This window comes from Allobosea sp. 05L423 (assembly GCF_056397745.1).
The window spans coordinates 57,391-83,468 of sequence record NZ_JBFTOA010000027.1 but is presented as its reverse complement, the minus strand read 5'-3'; the positions used below and the strand labels follow the sequence as shown (position 1 = coordinate 83,468).

At 65.1% G+C, this 26,078-nt stretch carries 23 protein-coding genes; 17 read left to right on the top strand and 6 right to left on the bottom strand.

The window, feature by feature from the left end; all coding sequences use genetic code 11:
- Window positions 1-451: 451 nt before the first annotated feature.
- The 4 genes from AC1DNE_RS28710 to AC1DNE_RS28695 all read left to right on the top strand — a co-directional run bounded on the left by AC1DNE_RS28710 (window position 452) and on the right by AC1DNE_RS28695 (window position 4,097).
- Window positions 452-1,162 carry a sulfotransferase domain-containing protein gene (locus AC1DNE_RS28710; protein WP_476841336.1) on the top strand — a complete coding sequence of 237 codons (711 nt, stop codon included), beginning with the start codon at window positions 452-454 and terminating at the stop codon, window positions 1,160-1,162.
- Window positions 1,163-1,454: 292 nt separating this feature from the next.
- Complete coding sequence (locus AC1DNE_RS28705; RefSeq protein ID WP_476841335.1) at window positions 1,455-2,492, top strand: alpha/beta fold hydrolase; 1,038 nt, start codon at window positions 1,455-1,457, stop codon at window positions 2,490-2,492.
- 115 nt (window positions 2,493-2,607) lie between these two features.
- Entirely contained in the window at window positions 2,608-2,907 is a 300-nt protein-coding gene (locus AC1DNE_RS28700) for an acyl carrier protein (RefSeq protein ID WP_476803979.1), read from the top strand.
- Window positions 2,904-4,097, top strand: a complete 1,194-nt coding sequence (locus AC1DNE_RS28695; protein WP_476841334.1) for a beta-ketoacyl-[acyl-carrier-protein] synthase family protein — start codon at window positions 2,904-2,906, stop codon at window positions 4,095-4,097. The genes AC1DNE_RS28700 and AC1DNE_RS28695 overlap by 4 nt, the downstream gene beginning before the upstream one ends.
- 58 nt (window positions 4,098-4,155) lie before the next feature.
- Here the strand turns inward: AC1DNE_RS28695 and AC1DNE_RS28690 are convergent, their stop codons facing one another.
- The 6 genes from AC1DNE_RS28690 to AC1DNE_RS28665 all read right to left on the bottom strand — a co-directional run bounded on the left by AC1DNE_RS28690 (window position 4,156) and on the right by AC1DNE_RS28665 (window position 10,688).
- Complete coding sequence (locus AC1DNE_RS28690) at window positions 4,156-5,673, bottom strand: AAA family ATPase (protein ID WP_476803977.1); 1,518 nt, start codon at window positions 5,671-5,673, stop codon at window positions 4,156-4,158.
- A 13-nt stretch (window positions 5,674-5,686) separates the two neighbouring features.
- Window positions 5,687-6,172 (bottom strand): hypothetical protein, encoded by a 486-nt coding sequence (locus AC1DNE_RS28685; RefSeq protein ID WP_476803976.1) that lies wholly within the window; start codon window positions 6,170-6,172, stop codon window positions 5,687-5,689.
- 80 nt (window positions 6,173-6,252) lie between these two features.
- Complete coding sequence (locus tag AC1DNE_RS28680) at window positions 6,253-7,326, bottom strand: hypothetical protein (protein ID WP_476841333.1); 1,074 nt, start codon at window positions 7,324-7,326, stop codon at window positions 6,253-6,255.
- Window positions 7,327-8,087: 761 nt separating this feature from the next.
- The gene (locus tag AC1DNE_RS28675; RefSeq protein WP_476803974.1) at window positions 8,088-8,957 is read right to left on the bottom strand and encodes a hypothetical protein; all 870 of its coding nucleotides are present in this window, start codon (window positions 8,955-8,957) and stop codon (window positions 8,088-8,090) included.
- The gene (locus AC1DNE_RS28670) at window positions 8,950-9,477 is read right to left on the bottom strand and encodes a hypothetical protein (protein ID WP_476803973.1); all 528 of its coding nucleotides are present in this window, start codon (window positions 9,475-9,477) and stop codon (window positions 8,950-8,952) included. The genes AC1DNE_RS28675 and AC1DNE_RS28670 overlap by 8 nt, the downstream gene beginning before the upstream one ends.
- Before the next feature lie 302 nt (window positions 9,478-9,779).
- Complete coding sequence (locus AC1DNE_RS28665; protein ID WP_441472608.1) at window positions 9,780-10,688, bottom strand: LysR family transcriptional regulator; 909 nt, start codon at window positions 10,686-10,688, stop codon at window positions 9,780-9,782.
- Between the two features lie 217 nt (window positions 10,689-10,905).
- Here AC1DNE_RS28665 and AC1DNE_RS28660 point away from each other — a divergent pair, with 217 nt between their 5' ends.
- The 13 genes from AC1DNE_RS28660 to AC1DNE_RS28600 all read left to right on the top strand — a co-directional run bounded on the left by AC1DNE_RS28660 (window position 10,906) and on the right by AC1DNE_RS28600 (window position 25,966).
- Window positions 10,906-11,880 (top strand): dihydrodipicolinate synthase family protein, encoded by a 975-nt coding sequence (locus tag AC1DNE_RS28660; RefSeq protein ID WP_476766920.1) that lies wholly within the window; start codon window positions 10,906-10,908, stop codon window positions 11,878-11,880.
- Between the two features lie 33 nt (window positions 11,881-11,913).
- Window positions 11,914-12,465, top strand: a complete 552-nt coding sequence (locus AC1DNE_RS28655; protein ID WP_441472606.1) for a 3-hydroxyanthranilate 3,4-dioxygenase — start codon at window positions 11,914-11,916, stop codon at window positions 12,463-12,465.
- Window positions 12,466-12,648: 183 nt separating this feature from the next.
- Complete coding sequence (locus AC1DNE_RS28650; protein WP_476766926.1) at window positions 12,649-13,812, top strand: ABC transporter substrate-binding protein; 1,164 nt, start codon at window positions 12,649-12,651, stop codon at window positions 13,810-13,812.
- Window positions 13,813-14,054: 242 nt separating this feature from the next.
- Window positions 14,055-14,969 (top strand): branched-chain amino acid ABC transporter permease, encoded by a 915-nt coding sequence (locus tag AC1DNE_RS28645; RefSeq protein ID WP_441472604.1) that lies wholly within the window; start codon window positions 14,055-14,057, stop codon window positions 14,967-14,969.
- Window positions 14,962-15,984, top strand: a complete 1,023-nt coding sequence (locus AC1DNE_RS28640) for a branched-chain amino acid ABC transporter permease (protein WP_476766919.1) — start codon at window positions 14,962-14,964, stop codon at window positions 15,982-15,984. Before AC1DNE_RS28645 ends, AC1DNE_RS28640 begins: the two co-directional genes overlap by 8 nt.
- On the top strand, window positions 15,981-16,748 hold the full coding sequence (locus tag AC1DNE_RS28635; RefSeq protein WP_476766918.1) for an ABC transporter ATP-binding protein: 768 nt from the start codon (window positions 15,981-15,983) through the stop codon (window positions 16,746-16,748). The genes AC1DNE_RS28640 and AC1DNE_RS28635 overlap by 4 nt, the downstream gene beginning before the upstream one ends.
- Window positions 16,748-17,449 carry an ABC transporter ATP-binding protein gene (locus AC1DNE_RS28630; RefSeq protein ID WP_476766917.1) on the top strand — a complete coding sequence of 234 codons (702 nt, stop codon included), beginning with the start codon at window positions 16,748-16,750 and terminating at the stop codon, window positions 17,447-17,449. The genes AC1DNE_RS28635 and AC1DNE_RS28630 overlap by 1 nt, the downstream gene beginning before the upstream one ends.
- A gap of 153 nt (window positions 17,450-17,602) precedes the next feature.
- Complete coding sequence (locus AC1DNE_RS28625; RefSeq protein WP_476766916.1) at window positions 17,603-18,727, top strand: alpha/beta hydrolase; 1,125 nt, start codon at window positions 17,603-17,605, stop codon at window positions 18,725-18,727.
- Window positions 18,724-19,542: an aspartate dehydrogenase gene (locus tag AC1DNE_RS28620; RefSeq protein WP_441472599.1), complete on the top strand. Its 819-nt coding sequence runs from the start codon at window positions 18,724-18,726 to the stop codon at window positions 19,540-19,542. Before AC1DNE_RS28625 ends, AC1DNE_RS28620 begins: the two co-directional genes overlap by 4 nt.
- A gap of 262 nt (window positions 19,543-19,804) precedes the next feature.
- On the top strand, window positions 19,805-21,238 hold the full coding sequence (locus AC1DNE_RS28615) for an NAD-dependent succinate-semialdehyde dehydrogenase (protein ID WP_441472598.1): 1,434 nt from the start codon (window positions 19,805-19,807) through the stop codon (window positions 21,236-21,238).
- An 86-nt stretch (window positions 21,239-21,324) separates the two neighbouring features.
- Window positions 21,325-22,809: an efflux transporter outer membrane subunit gene (locus AC1DNE_RS28610; protein WP_441472597.1), complete on the top strand. Its 1,485-nt coding sequence runs from the start codon at window positions 21,325-21,327 to the stop codon at window positions 22,807-22,809.
- Window positions 22,806-24,011 carry an efflux RND transporter periplasmic adaptor subunit gene (locus tag AC1DNE_RS28605; RefSeq protein ID WP_441472596.1) on the top strand — a complete coding sequence of 402 codons (1,206 nt, stop codon included), beginning with the start codon at window positions 22,806-22,808 and terminating at the stop codon, window positions 24,009-24,011. The genes AC1DNE_RS28610 and AC1DNE_RS28605 overlap by 4 nt, the downstream gene beginning before the upstream one ends.
- A 2-nt stretch (window positions 24,012-24,013) precedes the next feature.
- Window positions 24,014-25,966, top strand: a complete 1,953-nt coding sequence (locus AC1DNE_RS28600) for a MacB family efflux pump subunit (protein WP_441472595.1) — start codon at window positions 24,014-24,016, stop codon at window positions 25,964-25,966.
- Window positions 25,967-26,078: the final 112 nt, after the last annotated feature.

Genomic DNA, 26,078 nt, shown 5'->3' with positions numbered 1-26,078 from the left:
CGTCCGCGCCCTGCTTCAGGATGAACGCCTTCTGGGCGTCCGAGAACTTCGAATCCTTCATCGTCTTCCGCTCCTCCCAGCCCATGGGAAACGACGCGGAAAACTCTAGCTCAAAGCGATCCAGTTTTAAGGGCTCAGATCAGGCTCAGATCAGAGCGGAACGCCATTGCCGCGGCTGATAGCGAGCGCGGCGGCGAAGTGCGCTTTGTCGGGGAGGCGGACGCTGCAGACGAGGGCATGCGCAGGGTGGTGAAGCGGATCGCAGCGAGCTGTGACCGGCGCATTTCTGCTACGATGCGGGTTCCACGGGATACGGGTTGCCGACGACGGCCTTCACCTGCTTTTCGGGATTAAACACCCAGATCGAGGCGGCCGATTAGCAGGTGGCACGCTTGCCAAAGTTGTGGTGCGAGCTCCCTTACGATTTTGTCAAAACGGGTTATGTTGCAGTATGATTTTCCTCACACACCACAAATGCGTTTCAACCTTCCTGGGGCACTATCTCGCTGATCTGACCCAAGCGAACGGATTGAGCTTGTTTGGCTCGCATCGAGGTGATGCACTCCCCGCCGCAGAGAGTGACGTCTCGTATCTCACAAACGCGAACTACGATGTAGTGCGGGGGCACCTAACGCAGCGTTGCGTTCACGTCATCCGTAATCCACTCAATATCGTTCAATCGGCCTATTACTCGCATCTGTCGACACATTCGACAGAAGGCTGGCCAGAACTGGTCCTTCAACGCGAAATCCTAAATTCTGTCTGTCGCGAAGATGGCATGCTCCTGACGATTGCGTTTTGCGAACGACAGGATTTCTACCAAGCCACCCAAGGTCCACTTGCGGCCTTGCGCAGATGGGATTTCGACGACCCGCGTGTTGTGACTGTCAGGGGCGAAGATTTGGTTGCGGACCCGAGCACCGTCATCTCCTCCGCTTTCGGGGGGGCGGGGACGGCCGAATTGACGTGGCCCGCTTCAAATGGGTTTTCGTTTGCCCGCTTCTCTGGAGGGCGAGCGCCCGGCACTGTCGACAATTCGTCGCATTATCGATCAGGGGACCCTGACGCTTGGCGCAGGGAACTTTCACCCGCCGCTATTATCTATATCCAGGAGCAGTTCCGAGCACTGCTAGAGCGATATTACCCCGAGGCGTTGTCTTAAAAAACCTACGATGAAGCGCATCCGCCCAGCCGACGGAGCGCGATACCCTAGAGCGGGCTCCGCTGTCGAAGACACCGAGATGCGCACCTGCAGATAGCCCTCGCAGCCGGCGCGTCTCGATCGTTCACGCGGAAGATCGGCGCGCTTCAGCGCGGTGACCGCAGCTTCCGGCGCCCCACGCTCGGCTATACGGGCAATGCTATGATCATCAACCCGAAATCGGTCTAGCCGCCCGGGCCTCTTAGATGGTCGATATATCCATGCTCGTGTTAAGTGTGATCGGCAGCAGATCGTGAAACGATCGCTCACCTTTTCTCCGCTTCATGAGGCGAATTTGGCAGGAAGCAGCAGCACGATTCCTGTTCGAGAAGGTAGGTCGTCTCGATGGTTCAGAACCAGCCTAGGCGGGCTTGTTGTCATCCTGCTCGCCTTAGCCGCCTACAGCGAGTGGTTGGGCTTTCAAGCCGCACGAGATTACCCGCCGCTCGGCACTTTCGCGAATGTCGCTGGCGCCACGTTACACTATCGCGAACTCAAGCCGAAGCGGCCATCGAAAGGCACGATTATTCTCGTGCACGGAGCTTGGGCGGGCCACGGGGATCTTCTCTCGGCGCTCGGCCCTTATCTTCGCGACTATCGTGTTATCGCCGTCGACCGGCCAGGCCAGGGTTGGAGTGATCGGTCGGGAGACTGGGAAATGGCCGATCCCGGAAACCAGGCCGAGATGCTGATGGGATTGCTGGACAGGATCGCCCCGGAGCGGCTGGTACTCGTCGCCCACTCGCTTGGCGGGCCGCTAGCAGCCCATGTCGCCCTCGATCGCCCCGAAAGGCTCCATGCGCTCGTCCTGCTCAGCGCGGTCACGCACCCCTGGCTGGGGAACGCCCTGCGCTATCATTCCCTGTCGACATCGCCGACGCTCGGACCGATATTCAATCGCCTGATCGGCATCCCCTTGGCGAGTTTCCTGCTCCCGAACGGCGTGACCCTCGCCTTCTCGCCGCAGGCCGTTCCTTCCAACTTTATCAAGGAGAGCGAGCTGCCACTGCTGTACAGAGAGACGACCTTTCGCAGCAATCTTCAGGACATTGTCGCAGCTGATGATTTCCTCAAATCACAAACCTTGCGTTACTGGCAGATTCGGGTTCCGATCCTCGCGATCACCGGCGATCGCGACACTTTCGTTTCACCGGAGCGTCACTCGATGGCGCTAGTGCGCGAGGCCCCGATGGCCCGGCTGATGGTCTTGCCCGGAGTCGGCCATATGCCACATCATGCTCAGCCAGAAATCATTGCGAAGACCATCACGGACCTCATCGGGCAACCATGATCTCCTCGAATTTGCACGACACGCGACCGTATGCATTGAACCGACAAATGGTTTACGGCCTTCTTGCACTCCAGCAGATGTGTGGCAGGCAGATTCGAATGGGAAAGCGCTCGGCATGACACGCGAGGCACCGACGATTACGACCGATCTTCTCATCGAGCTGTTTCAGCAGGTCATCCAGGAGAACACGTCGCGCGATCGCCCAAAGCTCGCTGCCATTGTTTGGGGGCCTGAGACGCTTCTCGAAGATACCAGCTTTGACTCGTTCGATCTGGTCGAACTGATTTTCAAGATCGAAGACCAGTTCGGCATCGATATCGACTATAATGCCAATAACAGCATCAACGATGTGAAGACGATCGGCGAACTTTGCGAAGAAGTCGCCAAACTCGTGGCTAAAAAGCAGGCGGCATGACGCGGATCGTCGTTTCGGGCCTCGGCGTTGTTTCCCCGATCGGCTGTGACACGGAAAGCTTCTGGCAGGCTCTGCTGACAGGGCGAGGAAGCTTCAACGACGCGTCTGCCTTGCCTGGCAAGGGCATTCGCGTGTCTGAAGTCTTGAACCAGGACTTCATGGAAGGACTGCCCTTTTCGCCCTCAGTCTGCGACCGCAACGCGTTGTTTGCCGTTGCGGCAGCCCGCCGGGCACTGGCGGCTGCGGGCCTTGACCATGGCCTGCCGCGTCCAGAACGCGTTGGTGTGATCCTTGGAAACGCCGCCGGCGGGCAATGCAGCGTCGATGAACAGTATTCCCGGCTCTACCAGCAGAACAAGCGTCCTCCCCCGATGACGGTTCCTAAGGTTATGGCGAGTTCCTCCGCAAGCTGGGTTTCGATTGTGTCGGGTGCAACCGGCCCTTGTTTCGTGACATCGAGCGCCTGCGCCTCCTCCAGCCATGCCATCGGTATCGCCATGCAATTCCTGCGTGCCGGGCTCGCTGACATTATCATCGCGGGAGGCACCGAAGCGCCGCTCTCGGCCGGCACACTGCTCGCCTGGGACTCCATGAAGATCATGTCGCGTTCCCTCTGCCGGCCATTCGCAGCGGGGCGCAACGGACTGCAGCTTGCTGAAGGCGCAGGCATCATCGTGCTGGAGACCGAGGCGCACGCGCGTAGCCGTGGCTTGAACCCTACGGTCGAGGCGGCGGGCTTCGGTTTCAACGCCGATGCGAGGGACATCGTCTCGCCCGACGCCGCTGGCATGACGACAGCGATGAACCTTGCCCTTGCCGATGCCGGGATCGCCGCTGCCGACCTCGCTTACATCAATGCCCACGGAACCGGGACCCGTGCCAACGATCGCACGGAGACGCAGGCCTTGAAGCAGTTGTTCGGCGATCGGTCTCTCCCGCCAATTTCCTCGACGAAGGGCGTCACCGGGCATGCGCTGGGTGCCGCGGGTGCGCTCGAGGCTATTGCCACAATCATGGCCATCGAGAATGGTTGGGCCCCGCCGACCGCCAACTTTGACGCCCCAGACCCGGAATGCGATTTCGATTGCGTGCCCAATGAAGGGAGGGTGATGACCATCCCGGCTGCAATGTCGAACTCGTTCGCGTTCGGCGGGCTCAACGCCGCGCTGGTTTTCAGGTCGTTGAGCTGATTGCCAGTGCAGATCGCAGTCAGCCTACTTCCAACAGCAGCACGAGCCGTGTCCGCCGCTAGTGGCGGGAGGCGCCAGCTTCACGAGCGGTCAGCAAGGTGTCGACCAGCCTGCGGAGGTGCCGCAGTGAGCCCCCGGGCCAGTGTCTGGCCAATAGATCATACTCGTCGCGGCTGACGGCTTCGACCCAGATGGGATCGAGACCACGTTCTGCGGCGACTTCCGCCAGAGTGAGCGGCAGCAGCTTCGTAAGATCCGTTTCGGTCGGTTCAGGAAACGCAATCGCCCGCATGCGGTCGCGAAGGGCAGCTGGCAGGGATTCGGTGCTATTTGCTGTCGCAATGAAACTCACTCTGGAGAGATCGCATTCGACCTGCAGAGCCGGGTCGAGATAGCGCCTTGCGGTTTCTGGTTCGAGCAGCGACAGCAGCACGTCCCACAAGCGGCCATAGTCGCTTCGCGTCGGCGCCTTTTCGATCTCATCGATCATGACGATCGGATTGGCATGTCCTGCCGCCGATATCGCCAGGAAAGGATGGGAAGGCTGCGCCGAACTCCAACGGCGGTCCGTACCGCCGAGAGCGCCTCCGTCTGCAGTTGCCGCCGCAGTTCGCCATGCCGAAAGCCCCAGGACGTCGGCCAGCCTGCGCACAAATCTGGATTTGCCGCAGCCCGGCGATCCGATGAGTACAAGCGGCCGGAGATGGATATGCTCCCGGGCAATCAGATCAGCCAGTATCCGATCAATCGCGTTGGTCGCGTGAGGAAACTCCGCTGCCAACTGCCGGCGGACCGCAACCAGATCTGGCGTAGCGATGAGCGACACCGGCTTGCCGACGACGTGATGATGACCGTCGCAGAGCTTTCCATTGCTGCGGACGGGTGCGCAAACGATGATGTGGCCGGGCGGAACGACCACCGAAGAGCGAGCTCCGGACAACTTCGCGAGTCCACCGCGTGAGGTGTCCTCCTTTGCCTTGGTCTCCTCCGATTCGGCCTTCGCCTCTTTGCTCGCTAGGACAGAGACGTCCTCGACTGCAGCGTTGGCCAGACTCGGCACCATGTCGATGGCACTCGTGAAGCGGGTCGAGGTGAAGGCGCCAGATGCCATCATCGACCAGCCGATCAGAAGCCGGGCGGCCTGAGCGCGCGTCTCCAGTGGGGTGTCGAAGGCGATCTCGTCGAACGCGACCTTGAGCGCAAGCGCGACGCGCGCCTGCGCTTGCCGATCCCGCAGGAAGGGAGACAGTGAAACCAAAAGTACAGCGTTCGCCAATGAACGGAGCACCGGCCTGTCGCTGTCGACACTGAGCGCATCCAACTGTTTCACGAGCGCCTTCATCGGAGCGTCATGGTAGCCAGCGAGCCAAGCCGTGACCTTTCCAATGAGCTCGGGCGCGACCTCCAGGATCTCGCCACCGACCCGTTCGCGGATCGACTTCTTGTGGCCGATGGCGTTGAGGCCAAGTCTGATCAGCCGCGGCAGCCGCGCGATCGGATCGTCTGTGTCGGCTTCGGCAGCATCGCGCGCAACGCCGATGTTCAGATCGAGTTCGAATTCGTCGAAATCATCCATGTCGCTCCTCCGATCAAAGCGGCGTGTCGCTGCTGGCAGCAACCTTGGCGTGATCGGTGTGGCGCTTCCGGCGCGCCGAGCGCGCCATGCGCTGTTCCATGACCAGCTCGTGGTCGAGCTCGGACCAAGCTTCGAGCGCATGATCGAACGCCGGGTCATCCTGCCTGCGGCGGGCCAGGGCTTTAATGAGGACGAGCCGTGCGGCTCGGTTGCCCGCCAAGCTTGCGACGACCAGCGTCGACATGACCGCATCGACAAGAGCCACGTGAACGTCCGCGCGATCAAACTTCAGCGCCAAAGCGATCGCGGCGGCGGGGTCACCTTGCCTGGCGATCGCCCAGCGAGGCTCGTTCAGGAACTCCAGCATATCGAGAACGCGATCATAGAGCCCCCACACAGCGAAATCGGTCCAATCACAGGGACCCAGCAAGCGCCACCAATGCTGGGGCGGATTTATCAGGCAGGCAGCCGGGAGATTGTCTTCGGAAGCGTCGGACATGTGGGTTCCTTCGCGCCAGCAGAGCCAAGCTGCGGCGCGGCCAAATGGAATGGAGAAGATTGAGCTAAAGGCTGAAGCGCTCAGGCAGCACGCCAGACGCGCGTCGGACTCTTGGTCGAGCCCGTGACGATAGCCGCTGCCTTGGCGCCGGTCTTGATGGTGATGGGCCGCACAACCACGAGGCCATTCATGCGGTCCGGATCGCGCCCGATGTAGCCCTGTGCAATGAGTGCTTTGCGAAGCTTGCGGTGCGTCTGATGCAAGGCGGGCACTTCCTTCGCGCTCACCTGTGTGCCGGGTTCAATCTCGAAGAGGTCGGACCGGTGCTTCACCATGGAACCGCCAAGCGCAGCGTAATGCAGGTTGTAATTGTTGGCCTGCCAAGGCTCGGGCCTCGACTTGCGGATGCTTGGCTCTACGATCTGCCTTGACACCCCTGGTGACTGGCTGGTCGGACGCGAAATCTCCATGCTCGGCCGGAACAGCATCTCGTCGGTCACAGCAGGAGTTTCGACGGCTCTTGGCGCGGCGAAAGTCGACGAACCAGTGCTGGTCGGCTGCAGCGGTGCTGGCGCTGCCAGCCTGGCGGACAGGATGGCGATTCCGCGCCGTTCCACTTCCTGTCGGACGATCGCCAACATGTCGTCGATTGCCCGCTGTGTGGCCAGATCGAGCGCACGCACCTTCGGAGCGCGATCACGTATCACACGAATCGCACTGTGGCTTTCGATCATCGCCGTCAGCCGCAGCTCCACGGTCTCGGCCGCTTCCTTATTGAATGCCGGATGATCACAGGTCACAGCAATGACGAGCGAGTACCCCGCCTCCGCCCAAGCGTCCTGCGTCTGGCGCAGTCGCTCAGCAACGTTCCGGCCCTCTCCAACCCGAACGTCGGGACGATCGAGAACCGAGCCGGGACGCAGCATGAGGTATGCGCCAGGGCGCTGGAGAAAATCGGCGGGCAGCATCCCCACGACCTGGCCGGGCGTGCCAATCAAGATTCTCGGCACGAAGATCAGCGGATGGATGGCTTCGGTCGGACGATGCGGTTCAAATCCGCCCGGCTGCGGGAGTCCGATCAGCTGGAGGTGCGGATAGGCGGGCAAAGGGGATTTCCCGGCGCCCGGAGCGCCGGTATAGGGGTCGTCAGCCATGATGTATCCTTCGGCGATACAGAGTGGTCAGGCCGTCGGGGCGTCTGCAAACGCACCGGCGGCCGCTTCGATTCGGGCGTCACGCACGAACCGATTAGGGGATTCTGCTCAAAACAAATCCTGCAGGCAATTGATCATGATGATCAGCGTTAATGCGCCTCGATCGCGGCTCGGGCATTTGTGCCTAAATCCATCAACCAAAGGTGAATGATCGTACCCCAGTCAGCACCCGAAGCCTGACGATCGTCTCCATTGCAATTGAGAGCGAGTTACTGCTCACGGGACAGGTATCGGTGATGACTCACTAGCGATTGAAAATTGGTTGATGCTGCTTCGCGAACCAATATTTGGATCAGGTCGATTTTTTCGGAAAACTTCTGTGCATAACGGCACACATTGTCACAATGGGTCAGAACGCGTTGTTATCAACACAGAGCGTCAATCTTTGTCATAATCTGTCACAAGTCATCACCTGATGTCAGAGGCAACGAACTTTCTTCCGCGTGGCACGACAGCGAATCCGACAAAAACGAGGCCCGATCACAGTTGGTGATCGGGCCTCCCGTCGATCGCCGCGGGTTGGTCAGCGGGACCTGTTCAGCGCCGTTATCACTTCGCGGATTTGAGAGGCCAATTCAGCGACGATAACGACGACAGCAAATTGCCAGGGCTTCAGGAGCCTGGTGACGGCAGGGCTTGGAGATCGGCCCTGCTGCATGGCGAATTGCAGGCAATGCCAGATAGCGGTGCTTCTGAGCCGCTTACGTCTCGCGGCCAGCCGCTTCAGTCGAGCCGTCGAGCGACTGGGGCGCCGCGCGAAAAGGCAGGATCTGCGCGAGATCCCTCCCGGAGCGATCGTACCAGGCTGCGACGCCGGTCACGCAGGCAGCCATCGAAAACTCGTCGGTCCGAAGTCGTTCCGCGAGGGTCTCTGGGTCCTGCTCGATGATCTCTCGGATGCTGAGACCCGTCGGGCGCAGGGCAGCCAATGAGACGTCCGAGATCTTATTCAAGGTGATTCCCGGGAAGGTCGCGGCTGCCTCGGCCGCCTTTAGGCTACGATAAGGCGCGCTATCGCTGGCAAAGGCGAACCGCCCGACATATTCGTTGCGAATCAGAACGCGCTGAAAGCTGGGAGCGATGTCCCGCGTGACCTCCAGAATGCTCTGCGCTTCCGCGATCCGATCGATCACGTTTGTCGTCATCACCAGGGTCATTGCCTTGATGCCTCGCTTTGTCAGGAGCGCATCGAGATTGGCTCGAACCAAGACCTCCTGACGCTGCTGCCCGAAACCGCCGGGCCAATCCCACAGAACAACCCCACCCTCCCGGCCGATCCGGTCGAGTTGCAGCAATCCGGGCCGGAGGACGCCAACAACACCTCCCGGCGTGGTTTCAGCGAGGGCAAGATCCTCGGTTGCGATGGCCACATCGCCTTCGCGCAGAGGGCCAGCAACGCGTCGAGACTCGACCCGGACGAGCACATTTGGCAGGCCGATATCATCAAACAGATCTCGAATCCGCTGCAAGATTGTCGACTTGCCTTGGTGAGTGCCCTCTGAAGTGGCTTCGACGAACAGGCGTGGCACCTCCTGAACGGGCTTGCTCTTGATGCTGCTTTTTTCAGTCATGGTCTCGGTCTTCTCCGATGCGGTTGAAGAGGCGGCCTGCGCGAAGGTTCACGGCTGCCTGACTGGAAGGCTTCACCACCGCTGGCCGCGGCCATCGGGCATGTGGAACCGCTGGTTCGGGTGGGTCCGGGCCAGCAGGTGGATGGTTGAGCGGCTCGATTGCTTGCGCGCAGACCAGCGGCAACGGAGCGAGGTCTGGCTCAAGCTCGGCAACGATCTGTGGTGTCTTGGAACGAGACGAACGCCGGGCACGGCTGATGGCAGCAGCGATCGCGTTGCAGGTGACCTTGCTGCCATCGGCGCGTCTGATGCCGGCCTCGGCCAACAATGCGACGAGATCCTCATGGCGCAGACCACCATCGATGAGGACCTCGAACGTGCCATGATGTCGGGCGACCAGCGAATTGATGGAACGGGTCCGTCCGAGCAGGCCGGTCGCATCCAGCTCGACGCGCGCCCAGGCGCGTCGTAGATTGAGCGGAAGCTGGCAGGATAGGCTGATGGGGGCGGATGCGCTCATCGTGCCGCTCCGGCAAGCGCGCCAGGGGCGTTCGAGCGTGCGCCGTGCAAGCCAATGGCGTTTACACGCGCTTTGAACGCAGCCCCTCGAAACCCCATGGAACCAGGGTTTGCAGCTGAAATACCGCAGCCTCTAAGTGATTGATTATATTGACCTGAAGGGGTGGAGCGCGCCCTTGACATCGTAGGGGTCACAGGTTCGATCCCTGTCGCGCCCACCATTTGATGCCCTTGTGATACAGGGACGAAAGGCCGCCTCACCGGGCGGCCTTTTTGCTTTTCGCCGCTTGCAGCGGGTGGCGCTCAATCCGCCTCGCTCGGCGCAAGCTGGCGCACGAAGCGTCGCAGCAGCGTCTCAAAGGCCGCGAGCGCCGGCGAGACCGAACGCCCGCTCGGCCGGATCATGACGATGTCGCGTGCGATCGAAGGTTCCGCCAGAGGGCGAGCAACCACGCCCGCCGGCGCGACGGCCCGCGCATAGGTCGGCAGCACCGCAATGCCGAGCCCGGCCTCGACCAGCGCCAGGGCGGTGGTGATCTGCGCCACCTCATAGGCCGGCCGCAGCGTGATCTCGGCACTCTCGTAGCCGACCTCGACCAGCAGGCGGATACCGCTGTCGCGCGTGAGCGTGATCAGTTGCTCCTCGGCCAGGTCGCGCCAGAGCACGCTCTCCTGTCCGGCGAATCGGCTGTCGCGCCCGCAGAACAGCATCAGGCTGTCCCGGGCGAGCGGCGTGCGCTCGATATTGTCCTCCAGCGCCGAGAAGGTGCCGACCCCGCAATCGGCCCGGCCGAAGCGGACGGCTTCGACGACGAGGTCGTTGCGCGCATCGATGATCGCGACCTGGAGGCCGGGATGCTTCTCGCGCAGCGCCGCGATGGTCGGAGGCATGATCACGGTCGCAAGCAGCGGTGGCACCGCCACCACGATGCGCCCGCGACGGCGCTCCGCCAGCCCGTTGGCGTTCTGCACCGCCGTGTCGAGGTCCTGCACGACCTTCAGCGCCGCGCCGTGGAACTCGCGCCCGCCCTCGGTCAGTTCGACGCGCCGCGTCGTCCGGTCGAGCACCCGGATGCCGAGCTCGCGCTCCAGCTCTCGCACCAATTGCGAGAGCGCCGGCTGTGCCATGTGCAGCCGCTCGGCCGCCTTGGTGAAGGTGCCCTGCTCGGTCACTGCGAGGAAGGCCTGGATCTGGCGCAGCGTGATCGCCATGGGTTTTCCGATTTATAAGGACAGCTTCCGAATTCATACGAATGTTACGAGTTGCCGTATACCCCGCCCGTCATGCCATCATTCCTCATCGCCCCACGGATGCGGGGCGACGCCTGGCAGGGATGTGGAAGGCGGCAGAGCGGATCGGCGGTCAAGGCCAGTCCTCGCTATCGCAGACCAGCTGCCGGACCGTGCGGGAATGCGAGGGTTAGGCTTCATGAAATACGCCAAGAAGGACGCCAAGGCCTATGCCCGCGCCCATATGAAGGGCATCTGGGCGGCCGCGCTCACCCCCTTCACCGACACGCTCGCGATCGATGAGGACAGCTTCCGCCAGAACATCCGCCACTGGCTCGACGATCTCAAAATCGACGGGCTGTTCATCGCCGGCAAGCAGGGCGAGTTCTTCTCGATGTCGATCGAGGAGCGCAAGCGCAGCTTCGAGCTGGCGGTCGAGGCCAGTGCGGGGCGCGGCCAGACGATCATGTCCTGCTCCGACCAGAACATGGATGTCGTCATCGATCTGGCGAAGCATGCCCAGAAGGTCGGCGCCGATTACATCGTCGTCCACGCCCCAATCCTGCACTTCTTCAAGGCGCAGGACGAGACGGTCTACGAGTACTACCGGACCATCGCCGAGAAGGTCGATATCGGCATCGCACTCTGGAGCCACCCGGATTCGGGCTATCTGATGAGCCCGCGGCTCTGCAACCGGCTCGCCGACATCGAGAACGTCGTCGCGATCAAGTACAGCGTGCCGCGGTCGATGTATGCAGAGCTCACGCGGCTCGCCGGCGACCGCATCCTGGTCAGCACGGCGTCCGAGGAGGAATGGCTCGACAACATCCTCGAGCTCGGCTGGCAGCTCTATCTCTGTTCCTCTCCGCCCTACCTGATCCAGACGGCGAACGACCGGCGCATGCGCGACTACACCGACCTCGCCTTCCGCGGCGAGGCCGAGAAGGCCCGCGCCATCCGCGACAGCCTGAACCCGGTGCGCGAGGCGCTGCGCGGCACGCGGCCGGCCGAGAAGCCGCACGCCCACCAGAAGTACTGGCAGGAACTGCTCGGCCAGTTCGGCGGGCGCGTCAGGCCACCGATGCTGGAGCTGACCGAGGCCGAGAAGGCCGCGACGCGCGCCGCCTTCGAGAGTTGCGGCCTGGGCAAGGCCCAACTCGCGAAGGCTGGCTGATAGACATCACGAACGAGGACGGGAGTGGGAACCATGGCGACCGAAGGACGGCTCAAGGCCTTCAATTTCAAGAAATGGATCGAAGAGCATGAGCACCTGCTCAAGCCGCCGGTCGGCAACAAGAAGGTGTTCGACGACGGCCAGATGACCGTGATGGTCGTCGGCGGCCCGAACCAGCGCGCTGACTACCATGACGACCCGGTGGAGGAGTTCTTCTACCAGCTCAAGGGCGACATGATGCTGAAGCTGGTCGATAACGGGAAGCACTACGACGTGACGATCCGCGAGGGCGACGTCTTCCTGCTGCCGCCGCATGTGCGCCACTCGCCGCAGCGCCCGCAGGAAGGCTCGATCGGTCTCGTGGTTGAGCCGGCCCGTAGCCCCGACCAGGTCGACGGCTTCGAATGGTACTGCTTCGAGTGCCAGGGCCTCGTGCACCGCATCGAGCTCAAGGTGAAGGACCTCGTGAAGGACCTGCCGCCGCTCTACGAAGCCTTCTTCTCCGACGAGAAGGCGCGCACCTGCAAGCATTGCGGCGCGCTCCATCCCGGCCGCAAGCCGCCGGCCGGCTGGGTCGCGCTCTGAGAGTGCCGCACCGAAAGGCGGGCTCCCTCTCCCAGAGGAGTCCGTGCTTGGATAACGGGCAGCAGCGCCTTGCGCCCCGACTGGGGCGCGGTGATGGTGCACGAGAACACGCATAAAGCGCGGCGGCGCAGAAACGCCGCGTCGAACCATCTCAGAGGCAGAACGGAACGACTGGAGTCCATGATGAAACTGCGCGGATTGCTCTTCGGCATCGCCGCCACGCTGGCGGCGTCCACCGCACTTGCCCAGCAGCCGGTCAAGATCGGCATGATCACCACGCTTTCGGGTCCCGGCGGCTATCTCGGCCATGACATCCGCGACGCCTTCAAGCTTGCCATCGACATGGAGGGCGGCAAGCTCGGCGGCGTGCCGGTCGAGCTCGTCGTCGAGGATGACGCGCTCAAGCCCGGCCAGGGCAAGCAGATCGCCGAGAAGATGCTGAAGACCGACGGCATCAAGATCATGACCGGCATCGTCTTCTCGAACGTCGCCGGCGCCACCGTGCCGGATATCGTCGATTCCGGCGCGCTCTATGTCAGCCCCAACGCCGCGCCGTCGAACTTCGCCGGCAAGGAGTGCAACGAGAACTACTTCGTCGTCGCCTGGCAGAACGACAGCCTGCACGAGAGCGCCGGGCAATACGCCACCAATCTCGGCTACAAGAAGGCCTTCATCCTCGCCCCGAACTACCAGGCCGGCAAGGACGCGCTCACCGGCTTCAAGCGCCTGTTCAAGGGCGATGTCGTCGGCGAGGTCTATACCCGCCTCGACCAGACCGACTTCGCCCCCGAGATGGCGCAGATCCGCTCCGCCAATCCCGACGTCGTCTTCCAGTTCCACCCGGGCGGCCTCGGCATCGCCTTCCTGCGCCAGTACCAGCAGGCCGGCCTGCTCGGAAAGGTGCCGATGGTGCTGGCGGAGCCCTCGCTCGACGCCACCACGCTGAAGGCCGTCGGCGACGCCGCGCTCGGCCTCAGCGTCACCGCGCACTGGAATACGGACTTCGACAACGCCGCCAACAAGAAGTTCGTGGAGGCCTGGACCAAGGCCTATAACCGTGTGCCGACCTACTATGCCAGCCAGGGTTACGACACCGCGCTCGCCATCGCCTCCGCCCTGAAGGCGACCGGCGGCAAGGCCGATGTGCCCGCGCTGCGCAAGGCGCTCGCCAAGGCGGATTTCCAGTCGGTGCGTGGGTCGTTCAAGTTCGGCCCGAACCAGCACCCGGTGCAGGATTGGTATTCGCTCAAGGTCGAGAAGGCCGCCGACGGCACGCCGGTGTTGAAGACGACCGGCAAGGTGCTGAGCAACCACAGCGACGTCTACGCCAAGGACTGCAAGCTCTAAGCCGGCTTGCATCCGTTCGCAGTCAAGCGCGCTACGCTCCCGTCATGGTCGGGCTTGTCCCGACCATCCACGTCTTCCGTCATCGAGACCGGTGTTCAAGACGTGGATGCTCGCCACAAGGGCGAGCATGACGAAACTGGAATGACGCCGACCGTCATGGGCTTCTGGTTCTTCGCTAGCGCGAAGCTCCGGAGTGACGGCAGCGTTTCGATCCGCCCCAGAGAATTCCGGCTTCCGCCACCATGACGCTCGTTCTCGAACAATTGCTCAACGGCCTCCAGTTCGGCGTGATGCTGTTCCTGCTCGCGGCAGGGCTGACGCTGATCTTCGGCATCATGGGCGTGATCAACCTCGCCCATGGCTCGCTCTACATGGTCGGCGCCTATGCCGCCGCCTTCGCGGCCGCGCAGACCGGCTCCTTCCTGCTCGCGGTGATCGCAGGGCTCGCCGCAGCTGCTATCGTGGGCATGGTGATGGAGGTGGTCGTGCTGCGCCGGCTCTATGCGCGGGACCATCTCGACCAGGTGCTGGCGACCTTCGCGCTGATCCTGATCTTCAACCAGAGCGTGACGATCCTGTTCGGGCGCCAGCCGCTCTTCGTCTCGGTACCCTCAGCGCTGAACGGCTCGGTGCAGCTCCTGCCCGGCCTGACCTATCCCGTCTACCGCCTCGCCATCATCGCGGTCGGCCTGCTCGTCGCGCTCGGCCTCTACCTCCTGATCAACCGCACGCGCATCGGCATGCTCGTGCGCGCCGGCGCCACCCATCGCGAGATGGTCCGCGCGCTCGGCGTCGATATCCGCCTGCTCTACACCGCCGTCTTCGGTCTCGGCGCCCTGCTCGCGGGCTTGGCCGGGCTGATGGCAGGGCCGATCCTCGCCGTGCAGGTCGGCATGGGCGAGCAGATCCTGATCATGACCTTCGTCGTGGTGGTGATCGGCGGCGTCGGCTCGATCCGCGGCGCCTTCTTCGGCGCCCTGATCGTCGGCCTCGTCGACACGTCGTTGCGTGCCTTTGCGCCCGGCCTGCTGCGCCATGTCATGACCGGCTCGGAAGCCGATGCGCTCGGCGCCGGCCTCGCCTCGATGGGCATCTATCTCCTTATGGCGATCGTGCTGCTGGTGCGGCCCAAGGGACTGTTCCCCGCCCATGTCTGAGAACGCCATCATCCGCACCGATGCCGCGACGCCCGCGCTGGGCCGCACCATCGCCCTGCTGGCGCTCGCCGTCGCGCTGATCGCTCTGCCCTTCCTCGTCAAGGCGATCGGCCAGCCCGCTCTGGTGCCCTTGGCAACCCGCGTCCTGATCTACGCCATCGCCGCCGCCAGCCTCAATCTTGCGCTCGGTTTCGGCGGGATGGTCTCGTTCGGCCACGCCGCGTTCTTCGGCATCGGCGGCTACGCGGTCGGCATCCTCTACCGGACCTTCGCCGACGACGCGCTCTTCCTCGGCTTTATCCCCGGCACCGACCAGTTGCTGATCACGCTACCGGCCGCGATCCTCGTCGCCGGCCTGTTCGCCTGCATCATCGGCGCGCTCAGCTTACGCACGGCCGGTGTGCAGTTCATCATGATCACCCTCGCTTTCGCGCAGATGCTGTTCTTCCTCTTCGTCTCGCTCAAGGCCTATGGCGGCGATGACGGCATGACGATCCGCCGCCGCAATGCGCTCTTGGATCTCAACACCCGCGACGACGTGACCTTCTATTTCATCTGTCTCGTCATCGCCGCGCTGGTATTCCTCGCGCTCTGGCGCATCGTCGGCTCGCGCTTCGGGATGGTGCTGGCCGGCATCCGCCAGAACGAGCGGCGCATGGCGGCGATCGGCATCGCGCCCTATCGCTACAAGCTCGCCGCCTTCGTCATCTCCGGCATGGGCGCAGGGCTCGCGGGCGCGCTGATGGCGAACTACCTGCGCTTCGTCAGCCCGGACATGCTGCACTGGACCAAGTCCGGCGAACTGATGATCATGGTCATCCTCGGCGGCGTCGGCACGCTGCTCGGCCCGCTGCTGGGCGCCGCCGCGCTCGTTATCCTCGAGACCGTGCTGACCGGCTGGACCGAGCATTGGCAGCTCGTGCTGGGACCGATCCTGCTCCTTGTCGTGCTCTTCACGCAGGGCGGGCTCAACGGGCTGCTCTCACGCCTCGGCTTCGGCAGGAGCGCGCCATGACCGAACTCGCCACGACGCAACCGCTCCTTTCCGTTCGCGGCCTGCGCAAGCGCTTCGGGGGGCTCATTGCGACCGACGGCGTCGATCTTGATGTCCGCGACGGCGAGATCCATGCGCTGATCGGCCCCAACGGCGCCGGCAAGACCACGTTGTTGACCCAGCTCTTCGGCGAACTGACACATGACGAGGGCGCGATCAGGCTGTCCGGCGACGAGATCGGCGCCCTGACGACGCCGCAGCGCGTCGAGCGCGGCCTCGCGCGCACCTTCCAGATCAACCAGCTGCTGCCGGATTTCACGATGCTCGACAATGTCGCGCTCGCCGTGCAGGCGCATGAGGGCCACAGCTTTCGCTTCTTCGGCAATGCCAGGCGCGACGAAACCCTGCGCAGCCGCGCGCGGCAGTACCTCGCGACCGCAGGCCTGAGCCACCGCGCCGAGGTCAAGGTCGCCGATCTCTCCCATGGCGAGCAGAAGCAATTGGAATTCGCGATCGCGCTCGCCTGCGAGCCGCGCCTTCTGCTGCTCGACGAGCCGATGGCGGGACTAGGCCATGCAGAGAGCGAACAGATGGTCGCGATGCTCTCCGCCTTGAAGGGCCGCGTCACCATGCTGCTGGTCGAGCACGACATGGATGCCGTCTTCGCGCTGGCCGACCGCATCTCCGTCCTCGTCTATGGCCGCGTCATCGCCACCGGCACGGCAGATGAAATCCGCAACAATCCGGAGGTGCGCACCGCCTATCTCGGCGAGGGAGACGCCTGATGCTGAGCGTGCGCAACCTGCAATCGGCCTATGGCAGGAGCCAGGTGCTGTTCGATGTCGCGCTCGATATCGCCGAGGGCGAGGTCGTGACGCTGCTAGGCCGCAACGGGATGGGCAAGACCACGACGATCCGCTCGATCATGGGGCTGCTAGCGCCGAAGGGCGGCGATATCCGCTTCGACGGCCGCGCCGTCCAGGGCGCCGCACCGGAGAAGATCGCCCGCTGCGGCATCGGCCTCGTGCCGGAAGGCCGGCAGGTCTTCCCGACGCTCAGCGTACGCGAGAACCTCGTCGCCACCGCCTCGAACCGGCTGAAGCGCTCCTCGCCCTGGACGCTGGAGCGGGTCTATGCCCTGTTCCCCCGATTGCAGGAGCGCGCCGGCCAATCGGCCCGCACGCTCTCGGGCGGCGAGCAGCAGATGCTCGCGGTCGGACGCGCGCTGATGACCAATCCCAAGCTCCTGATCCTCGACGAGGCGACCGAAGGTTTGGCCCCCGTCATCCGCGCCGAGATCTGGGGCTGCATCGAGGCCCTGAAGGCGCAGGGCCAGTCGATCCTGCTGATCGACAAGAACATCAATGTGCTCAAGCGCATCGCCGACCGGCATTACATCATCGAGAAGGGCCGCACGGTCTGGTCGGGCTCCAGCGCCGACATCGCCAACAATGCGGAACTGGTGCATCGCTATGTCGGCGTCTGACGCCGGTTCGAAGCAGGCAGCCCTCATCCTGAGGAGCCGCGCAGCGGCGTCTCGAAGGATGCTCCAGATGTCGCCGCAGGCTCCTGGACCATCCTTCGAGACGCCATTCCCAAGAGAATGGCTCCTCAGGATGAGGGCTCAGGGGATTTTTGAATGAGTTCCGAAAACGACCTTCACGAGATCGTCGCGCACAGCGCGGAGACCGACCCGGTCGAGGCCCTGCGCGATGCGCTGAGCGATATCCTCGCCGGGCTCGTCGCGGCCGGTTGCGGCCCACATCATCTCAAAGAGATGATGTGGGAGACGGACCAGCCGGAAGCCTTCCACCTGTCCCGCCACACCATCGAATTGGCATATCGCGAGGTCTTCGCTGGCTTTCGCCCGCCGATCCGCCTGCAGCGGAAGGCAGAAGCCGGGCTGACCATCCGCGCCCGGCATGCCGCCGCGCAGCCGCTGCCCGACGCGCTCGTCGAGGGCTACAACCTGCGCGAACTCGGCCGGCAATACAGCCCGCGCCTGCAGGCCGACATGAAGGCGCTGTTCCGCCAATGGAGCCGCGACGGCGAGGCCTTCCGCGCCAACCATGGCGGCGTCGATCTGGCCTATGGTCCCGGCCGCTTCGAAACGCTCGATCTCTATCGCCCGGCCGGCGCCAAACGCGCGCCGATCTTCGTCTTCATCCATGGCGGCTACTGGCAGGCTTCCGACAAGGTCCAGCACGCCCAGTTCGCGCAAGGGCTGCTTGACGCCGGCTATGCCGTCGCCATGCCGAATTACGGGCTGGCACCGGATAACCCGCTGGAAGCGAGCATCGCCCAGAGCGTGGCCGCGCTGAACTTTCTCGTCGATGAAGCAGATGCGCTCGGCCTCGATGCCAGCAGCCTGCACATCTCCGGCCATTCCGCCGGCGGGCACCTGGCGGCGATGGCGCTCCTCGCCCAGGACGCACCGCCCATCGCCTCGGCACTGCTGCTCTCCGGCCTCTACGACCTGAAGCCGCTCGGCCACCTGCCGCTCGGTCGCCTGCTCGGCCTCGACGATGCGGCACGTGCGACCCGGCTCAGCCCGATTGTCCAGCCCCGACCGCAATCGACACGGCTCGCTTTCGCGGTCGGCGAAGGCGAGAGCGACGCCTTCAAGGCGCAATCCACCGCGCTCGCTGCGACATGGCAGGCGCCGGCTCCGCTGATCTGCCCCGGCCATCATTTCAGCATGCTGGAAGGGCTGAACGGGGGCGCCCTGCTCGATCTCGCCTTGCGAACGGCTGAAGGCTCATGACCAAGCATCCCGCCAGGCCGCTGCGCCTCGCCCTGATCGGCTGGGGCGCCATCAACCGCCGTGTCGCGGAACTGCTCTCGGAACGGGCCAGCGCCGATATCGCCATCGTCGCCATCGGCGTCCGCAACGCCATTGCAGCCAGCGACATCCCGGCCGGCGCGACGCTGATCACGGCACCCGATGAACTGGCCGGGCTCGACCTCGATCTCGTCGTCGAAGCCGCCGGGCGCGAGGCGGTCGGCATCTGGGGCGAGGCGGCGCTCGGACACGCGCCGGCCTTCGCGGTCGCCTCGACCAGCGCCTTCTGCGACACCGCCCTGCTCGACCGGCTCGTCGCCGCGGCTGAAAGCCATGGCAGCCAGATCCTGATCCCGCCCGGCGCGCTCGCCGGCATCGACGGCATCGCCGCCGCCTCGCTCCTGCCGCTCGACGAGGTCGTCCATCGCATCGTCAAGCCGCCGTCCGCCTGGCGTGGGACTGCCGCCGAGAGTCTCACAGCGCTCGATACACTGGCCGAGGCGACCACGTTCTTCTCCGGTACGGCTCGCGAGGCCGCCTCACGCTTCCCGCAGAACGCCAATGTCGCGGTGATCTCGGCGCTCGCCGGCATCGGGCTCGACCGCACCCGCGTCGAGCTCGTCGCCGACCCCGCAGCCGGCGGCAACGGCCACCAGCTCAGCGCGCGCGGCGCCTTCGGCAAGCTCGACATCGCCATCGAGAACCGCCCGCTCGCCACGAACCCGAAATCCTCGGAGATGACGGCGCTCGGGCTTGTGAGGTTGATCGAGAACCGTGTGCGGACGCTGGTGCGCTGAACGACCCCCTACACGTCATGCCCGGGCTTGACCCGGGCATCTCGGAAACCAGCGGCTTCTCGTCATGAGATTCTCGGGTCTGCGCTGCGCTTCGCCCGAGAATGACGCTCGCTAGCAAGCGCGCACCATTCATAATCAGATCGATCTGAATTTATCTGATTTAGCCGACTGGATCACAGAATGACCCGCCACCTATGGTCCTTCTGAAGCCGGCGGAACCGCCGCGCAGAGACCGCTGAACGCATCGCCAGCCGAGGCTTCCATGACGACCTATCCCGATCTCAAGCTCTATATCGGCGGCGCCTGGCGGAAGACGGCGGAGGAGCAGCCCGTGCTCAACCCGGCCGACGAAAGCGTCATCGGCGCGGTGCCGCTCGCCTCGCAGGCCGATCTCGACGATGCGCTTGCCGCCGCCGCCGAGGGCTTCAAGGTCTGGAGCCGCATGGCCCCGCGCATCCGCGGCGAGATCATGCTCAAGGCCGCAGCGCTGATGCGCGAGCGCGTCGAGGAGATCGCCCATTCGATCACGCTGGAGCACGGCAAGCCGCTGGCGCAGGCGCGGCTCGAAGTGGTCAGAGGCTGCGAGTTCTTCGAGTGGGACGCGGCGGAGGGCCAGCGCGCCTATGGCCGCGTCGTGCCCAGCGAACCCGGCATCCGATATGTCGTGATCCACCAGCCGGTCGGGACGGTCGCGGCCTTCTCGCCCTGGAACTTCCCGATGAGCCAGCCCTGCCGCAAGATCGCGGGCGCGCTCGCGGCCGGCTGCTCGATCATCATCAAGGCCGCCGAGGAAACCCCCGCCGGCGCCCTCCATATCGCGCGTGCCCTGCATGATGCCGGCGTCCCCCCCGGCGTGTTCAATCTCGTCTTCGGCGTGCCCGCCAAAATCTCGAGCTATCTCATCCCGCAGGCACAGACGCGCCTCGTCGCCTTCACCGGCTCGACGGCCGTCGGAAAGCACCTGTCCGAGCTGGCGGCGCGGCATATGACGCCGGTCCTGATGGAACTCGGCGGCCACGCCCCGGTCATCGTCTGCGACGATGTCGATCCCGTCGCCGCAGCTCATCTCTCCGCCACCCGCAAGGTCCGCAACGCCGGACAGGTCTGCACCTCGCCGACCCGCTTCTTCGTGCAGCAGGACATCTACGAGCGCTTCACCAAGGCTTTCGTCGAAAAGGCCAAGGCCGTGGCGGTCGGCAACGGCCTCGACGCGGGGACCGAGATGGGCCCCGTCGCCAATCATCGCCGCATCGAGGCGCTGGAAGCATTGGCCGCCGATGCGCGGGCCCGTGGCGGGCGCGTGCTGACGGGCGGAGAGCGCCTCGGCAATCGCGGCTATTTCTTCCCGCCCACCGTCCTCACCGAATTGCCGGACGACGCCCGCGCCATGCGCGAGGAACCCTTCGGTCCGATGGCGATCATCAACCCCGTCCGCACGGTCGAGGAAGCCATCGAGAAGGCCAATTCCCTGCCCTTCGGCCTCGCTGCCTACGGCTTCACGCACTCAGCGGCGCGGGCCGACCAGCTCGCGGACGGCATCGAGGCCGGCAATGTCTCGATCAACACGCTGGAGGCCTCCGTCGCCGAGGTGCCCTTCGGCGGCGTCAAGGACAGCGGCTATGGCCGCGAGGGCGGCGCCGAGGGGTTGGCCCACTACATGACGGTCAAAACATTGTCGCACCGCATCGTCATCTAGCCGCGATGCTGCGGGCGGCCCAAACGGCAACCCTGTGGGCAGGATTGCCATAGGGACGAAATATTGCGCATGGGCGGGGTGAATGGGTGGCGGCCTCGGGTTTTCCCGTCATTCTGGCCGCAATGATTCGCTCCGCTGCACCGTTGATACTGGCGCTGGCTCTCGGTGCCTGTGCCGTGGGGCCGGACTACACGCCGCCCGCACTCGAGCTGCCACAACGCTGGAGCGCGGCGAATGGCGGGCCGAAGGCGGCGAAGCCGAGCGAATGGTGGCGCACCCTGCGCGATCCGACGCTAAATGCGCTGGTCGAGCAGGCCATTGCCGGCAATCTCGACGTTGCCCAGGCCAAGGCCCGCATCCGCGAAGCCCGCGCCACGCGCGAGCAGGCGGTCGGCGCGCTCTTTCCGCAAGTCGACGGCAACGCCTCGGCCACGCGCTCGCGTGTGGCCGGCGTAACGCGCAACGGCTTCCGCGCCGGCTTCGATGCCTCCTGGGAGATCGACCTCTTCGGCGCGCAGAGCCGCGCCGTCGAGGCCGCGACCTATGGCACGGACGCAGCCTTCGACGATCTCGACGCAGCGATGCTGACGCTGATCGGCGATGTCGCGTCGACCTATGTCGAGGCACGCGGCCTGCAGGCGCGCATCGCGCTGGCCCGCAGCACGGCAAGGACGCAGCGCGAGACGGAGGCGCTGACCCGCACCCGCTTCCGCGCCGGCGATATCTCTGCCATCGACACCGCCCGCGCCACCGCGCAGGCCGCAAGCACGGAATCGCAGATCCCCTTGCTCGAAACCGCGCTCGCCCAGAACCAACATCGTCTCGCCGTGTTAATTGGCCGCCCGCCGGCAGCGACAGCGCCCTATTTTGCGCGCGCAGCCGCAGTCCCCGCGACACCCGCCCCGCCGCGCACCGGCATCCCCGCCGACGTCCTGCGCCGCCGCCCCGACGTTCGCTCGGCCGAGCGCCTGCTCGCCCAGGCGACGGCGCGGATCGGCCAGGCGGAGGCCAACCGCTATCCCTCGGTCTCGCTGACCGGCACCATCTCGACCGCAGCGCTCAAGCTCGGCGACCTTGCCAAGAACAGCGCGATCGGCTGGTCGATCGGGCCCAGCCTCAGCGTGCCGATCTTCAACGGCGGCGAGCTGGCGGCGGCCGTCGATGCGGCCAGAGCCCAGCGTGACAGAAATGACGCGGCGTTCAGGCTGACGGTGCTGACCGCGCTGCAGGACGTCGAGGACAGCCTGGTGGGCTTGCGGCAGGAGCGGATCAGGCTCGGAAGTCTCTCGGAAGCCGCGCAGGCCTCGACCCAGGCCGCGCAGCTCTCGCGCGCGCTCTACACCTCCGGCAATGCGAGCTTCCTCGACGTGCTCGAGGCGCAGCGCACGCAGTTCGGCGCCGAGGAGGCGCTGATTCAGAGCCGGGTCACGCTCGCGACACAGTTCATCGCTCTCAACAAGGCGCTCGGCGGCGGCTGGCTCAGGCCCGTCGAGGTCTCGGCGCCGGCGGTGATCGACGGCGAGACCGGGCCGCGCCTGCGCCTCGTTCCCATAGAGGAGCCGCAACCATGAGGCTGCGCCGCCTCCTTCTCCCCACGCTGATCGTCGCGGCTGTCGGCGGCTACTATCTCTGGCAGGCGCGGCAACCTGCGCCGGCGGAGACCGTCAGCTTGCCGAGCGTCGAAGCGACGATCGGCAATGTCGAGGAAGCCGTGCTCGCCTCCGGCGCGCTCGAGCCGGTCCGGCAGGTCAGCGTCGGCGCGCAGACCACCGGCCGCGTGATTTCGCTCAAGGCCAGGCTCGGCGACAACGTGAAAGCGGGCGATCTCATCGCCGAGATCGACAGCATCACCCAGCAGAATGCGCTGCGTTCGGCCGAAGCCGATCTCGCGGCGCTCAAGGCCCAGCGCGCCGAGCGCCTCGCCAGCCTCGCCTATGCCGAGGCCGTCCTCGCCCGCCAGAAGCAGATGGTCGGCCAGAACGCCGTATCGCGCGACGCCTACGAGAATGCGCAGATGACCGTCTCGACCACGCAGGCGCAGATCGAGGCACTCGATGCCCAGATCATGTCGAGCCAGGTCAAGGTCGAGACCGCCCGCGCCACTCTCGGCTACACCCGCATCACCGCGCCCAGCGCCGGCACCGTACTCGCCGTGGTCGCGCAGGAAGGCCAGACGGTGAATGCCGTCCAGTCGGCCCCGACCATCGTCGTGCTCGGCGACGTCTCGACCATGACGGTCAAGGCCAAGATCTCGGAAGCGGACGTGCTCCGGGTGAAGACCGGGCAGGAGGTCTATTTCAGCGTGCTCGGCGCGCCCGAACAACGTTTCCCCGGCAAGATCTCCTTCGTCGAGCCCGCACCCGACACGCTGAAGACGCAGAACATGACCAGCTCGGCCACCACGAGCAGCAGCTCCTCGGCCTCCAGCACCAGCGCGGTCTACTACAACGCCTGGTTCGAGGTGCCGAATCCCGACGGCCGCCTGCTGACCTCGATGACCGCGCAGGTCACGGTGATCGTCGGCCGCGCCCAGAACGTCGTCACCGTGCCCTCGACCGCGATCCGCCGCCGCGGCCCCAATGCCTCCGTCGAGGTGCTCGGCGACGACGGCAAGGTGGAGCAGCGCAAGGTCACGGTCGGTCTCGACAACAAGATCGTCGCCGAGATCACCTCGGGCCTGAAGGCAGGCGAGCGCGTCGTCACCACCCGCAGCGGCGGCGGCGCGGACGCGACCCGACCGACGCGCCGGTCCCGCTCTCCGTTCGGTTTCTGACCGTGGGCGTGCCGCTCATCCGTCTGGCGGGTGTCCGACGCGATTTCGGCACGGGCGAGGCGACCGTTGCCGCGCTCGACGGGGCCGATCTCGTGATCGAGGCCGGCGAGATGGTCGCGATCGTCGGCCAGTCCGGTTCCGGCAAGTCGACCCTGATGAACATCATCGGCTGCCTCGACCGGCCGACCGGCGGCAGCTACGAGATCGACGGCCGCCCGACGCGCGACCTGGACCCGGACGAACTCGCCCGGCTCCGGCGCGAATATTTCGGCTTCGTCTTTCAGCGCTATCACCTGCTCTCCGAGCTGACGGCGCTCGCCAATGTCGAGGTCCCCGCGATCTATGCCGGCATTCCGCCGGCACCGCGCGAGAGCCGCGCCACGATGCTGCTGGACCGGCTCGGCCTCGGCAGCCGCAAGACGCACCGGCCGTCCGAGCTTTCCGGCGGTCAGCAGCAGCGCGTCTCCGTCGCACGCGCCCTGATGAACGGCGCCCGCGTCCTCCTCGCCGACGAGCCGACCGGCGCGCTCGACCGCAAGAGCGGCGAGGAAATGCTCGCGCTGATCGAGGAGCTCAACCGCGAAGGCCACACCGTCATTCTGGTCACCCACGACATGAATGTCGCGAACCGCGCCCATCGCATCATCGAGCTCAGCGATGGCAGGATTGTCGCCGACCGGCGCACCGCGCCGCGCTCGGAAAAGGTGCCCCCGCCCTCACCCGTTCCGCCGCCGGCAGGACGGCTGCGCGCCGCCTCCGGCCGGCTGAGGGAGGCGTTCGGCATGGCGGTCCGCGCCATGGCCGCCCACAAGCTGCGCACCACCTTGACCATGCTCGGCATCGTCATCGGCATCGCCGCCGTGGTCAGCGTCGTTGCGCTCGGCGAGGGCGCCAAGCGCAACGTGCTGCAGAACATCTCCGGCCTCGGCACCAACACGCTCGAGATCTTTCCCGGCACCGGCTTCGGCGATCTGCGCTCGGGCCGGGTGAAGACGCTGACCGTGCTCGACGCGCAGGTCCTGGCCGGCCAGCCCTATGCGGCGAGCGTGACGCCGACGGTGACGACGAGCGCGACGATCCGCTTCGGCAATGTCGAGGCGACGGCGCAGGTCAACGGCGTCAGCGAGCGCTATTTCGACGTGCGCGGCAGCGTGCTGACACGCGGCTCGTTCTTCGACGCCTCCGATGTCCGCACGCTGGCGCAGGACGTCGTGATCGACGAGAACGCGCTGGGCGTGCTCTTCCCGCAGGGGCAGGCGAACCCGATCGGCACGGTGATCCTGGTCGGTTCGGTGCCCTGCCGCATCGTCGGCGTGATCCGCCAGCAGCAGGGCGGCTTCGGCGGCAGCCAGAACCCGCAGGTCTTCCTGCCCTATACCACCGTGCAGGGCCGCTTCCTCGGCGATCTCTCGCTGCGCAGCATCACGCTGCGCGTCGACGACGAGACGCCGATGGCCGCGGCGCAGGAAGCCGTGACCGAGCTGCTGACCCATCGCCATCGGGCCAAGGACTTCTTCATCCTGAACCAGGACGAGATCCGTAACACCATCACCAGCGCCACCGCGACGATGACGCTGATGATCTCCTCGATCGCGGTGATCTCGCTTCTCGTCGGTGGCATCGGCGTGATGAACATCATGCTGGTCTCGGTGATCGAGCGCACCAGCGAGATCGGCCTGCGCATGGCGGTCGGCGCCCGTCGCAGCGACATTCTACAGCAATTCCTGATCGAGGCCTCGCTCGTCTGCTTCATCGGCGGCGCGCTCGGCATCGGGATGGCGCTCGCCATCGGCTTCGCCTTCGAGGCTTCTGGCTCGCAGGTCAGCTTCATCTATTCGGGCGAGGCTTTCGCAGCCGCCATTGCCTGCTCGACGCTGATCGGCCTGACCTTCGGCTTCCTGCCGGCCCGCAACGCCGCGAGCCTCGACCCGGTGGTGGCGCTGGCGCGAGACTGATCACGCTGATTTTTGGACGGGAGCCCCCGTCATTGCGAGCCAAGCGAAGCAATCCAGGGCGGCAGGGCCCCACGTCCCCCTGGATTGCTTCGTCGCTGACGCTCTTCGCAAT

Coding starts and splice junctions, on each gene's coding strand:
- AC1DNE_RS28605 (WP_441472596.1), top strand. CDS start 22,806: ATGAGGCTGCGCCGCCTCCTTCTCCCCACGCTGATCGTCGCGGCTGTC.
- AC1DNE_RS28640 (WP_476766919.1), top strand. CDS start 14,962: ATGTCTGAGAACGCCATCATCCGCACCGATGCCGCGACGCCCGCGCTG.
- AC1DNE_RS28645 (WP_441472604.1), top strand. CDS start 14,055: ATGACGCTCGTTCTCGAACAATTGCTCAACGGCCTCCAGTTCGGCGTG.
- AC1DNE_RS28655 (WP_441472606.1), top strand. CDS start 11,914: ATGGCGACCGAAGGACGGCTCAAGGCCTTCAATTTCAAGAAATGGATC.
- AC1DNE_RS28670 (WP_476803973.1), bottom strand. CDS start 9,477: ATGAGCGCATCCGCCCCCATCAGCCTATCCTGCCAGCTTCCGCTCAAT.
- AC1DNE_RS28690 (WP_476803977.1), bottom strand. CDS start 5,673: ATGGATGATTTCGACGAATTCGAACTCGATCTGAACATCGGCGTTGCG.
- AC1DNE_RS28700 (WP_476803979.1), top strand. CDS start 2,608: ATGACACGCGAGGCACCGACGATTACGACCGATCTTCTCATCGAGCTG.
- AC1DNE_RS28625 (WP_476766916.1), top strand. CDS start 17,603: ATGAGTTCCGAAAACGACCTTCACGAGATCGTCGCGCACAGCGCGGAG.
- AC1DNE_RS28665 (WP_441472608.1), bottom strand. CDS start 10,688: ATGGCGATCACGCTGCGCCAGATCCAGGCCTTCCTCGCAGTGACCGAG.
- AC1DNE_RS28635 (WP_476766918.1), top strand. CDS start 15,981: ATGACCGAACTCGCCACGACGCAACCGCTCCTTTCCGTTCGCGGCCTG.
- AC1DNE_RS28615 (WP_441472598.1), top strand. CDS start 19,805: ATGACGACCTATCCCGATCTCAAGCTCTATATCGGCGGCGCCTGGCGG.
- AC1DNE_RS28675 (WP_476803974.1), bottom strand. CDS start 8,957: ATGACTGAAAAAAGCAGCATCAAGAGCAAGCCCGTTCAGGAGGTGCCA.
- AC1DNE_RS28660 (WP_476766920.1), top strand. CDS start 10,906: ATGAAATACGCCAAGAAGGACGCCAAGGCCTATGCCCGCGCCCATATG.
- AC1DNE_RS28680 (WP_476841333.1), bottom strand. CDS start 7,326: ATGGCTGACGACCCCTATACCGGCGCTCCGGGCGCCGGGAAATCCCCT.
- AC1DNE_RS28685 (WP_476803976.1), bottom strand. CDS start 6,172: ATGTCCGACGCTTCCGAAGACAATCTCCCGGCTGCCTGCCTGATAAAT.
- AC1DNE_RS28650 (WP_476766926.1), top strand. CDS start 12,649: ATGAAACTGCGCGGATTGCTCTTCGGCATCGCCGCCACGCTGGCGGCG.
- AC1DNE_RS28620 (WP_441472599.1), top strand. CDS start 18,724: ATGACCAAGCATCCCGCCAGGCCGCTGCGCCTCGCCCTGATCGGCTGG.
- AC1DNE_RS28695 (WP_476841334.1), top strand. CDS start 2,904: ATGACGCGGATCGTCGTTTCGGGCCTCGGCGTTGTTTCCCCGATCGGC.
- AC1DNE_RS28630 (WP_476766917.1), top strand. CDS start 16,748: ATGCTGAGCGTGCGCAACCTGCAATCGGCCTATGGCAGGAGCCAGGTG.
- AC1DNE_RS28710 (WP_476841336.1), top strand. CDS start 452: ATGATTTTCCTCACACACCACAAATGCGTTTCAACCTTCCTGGGGCAC.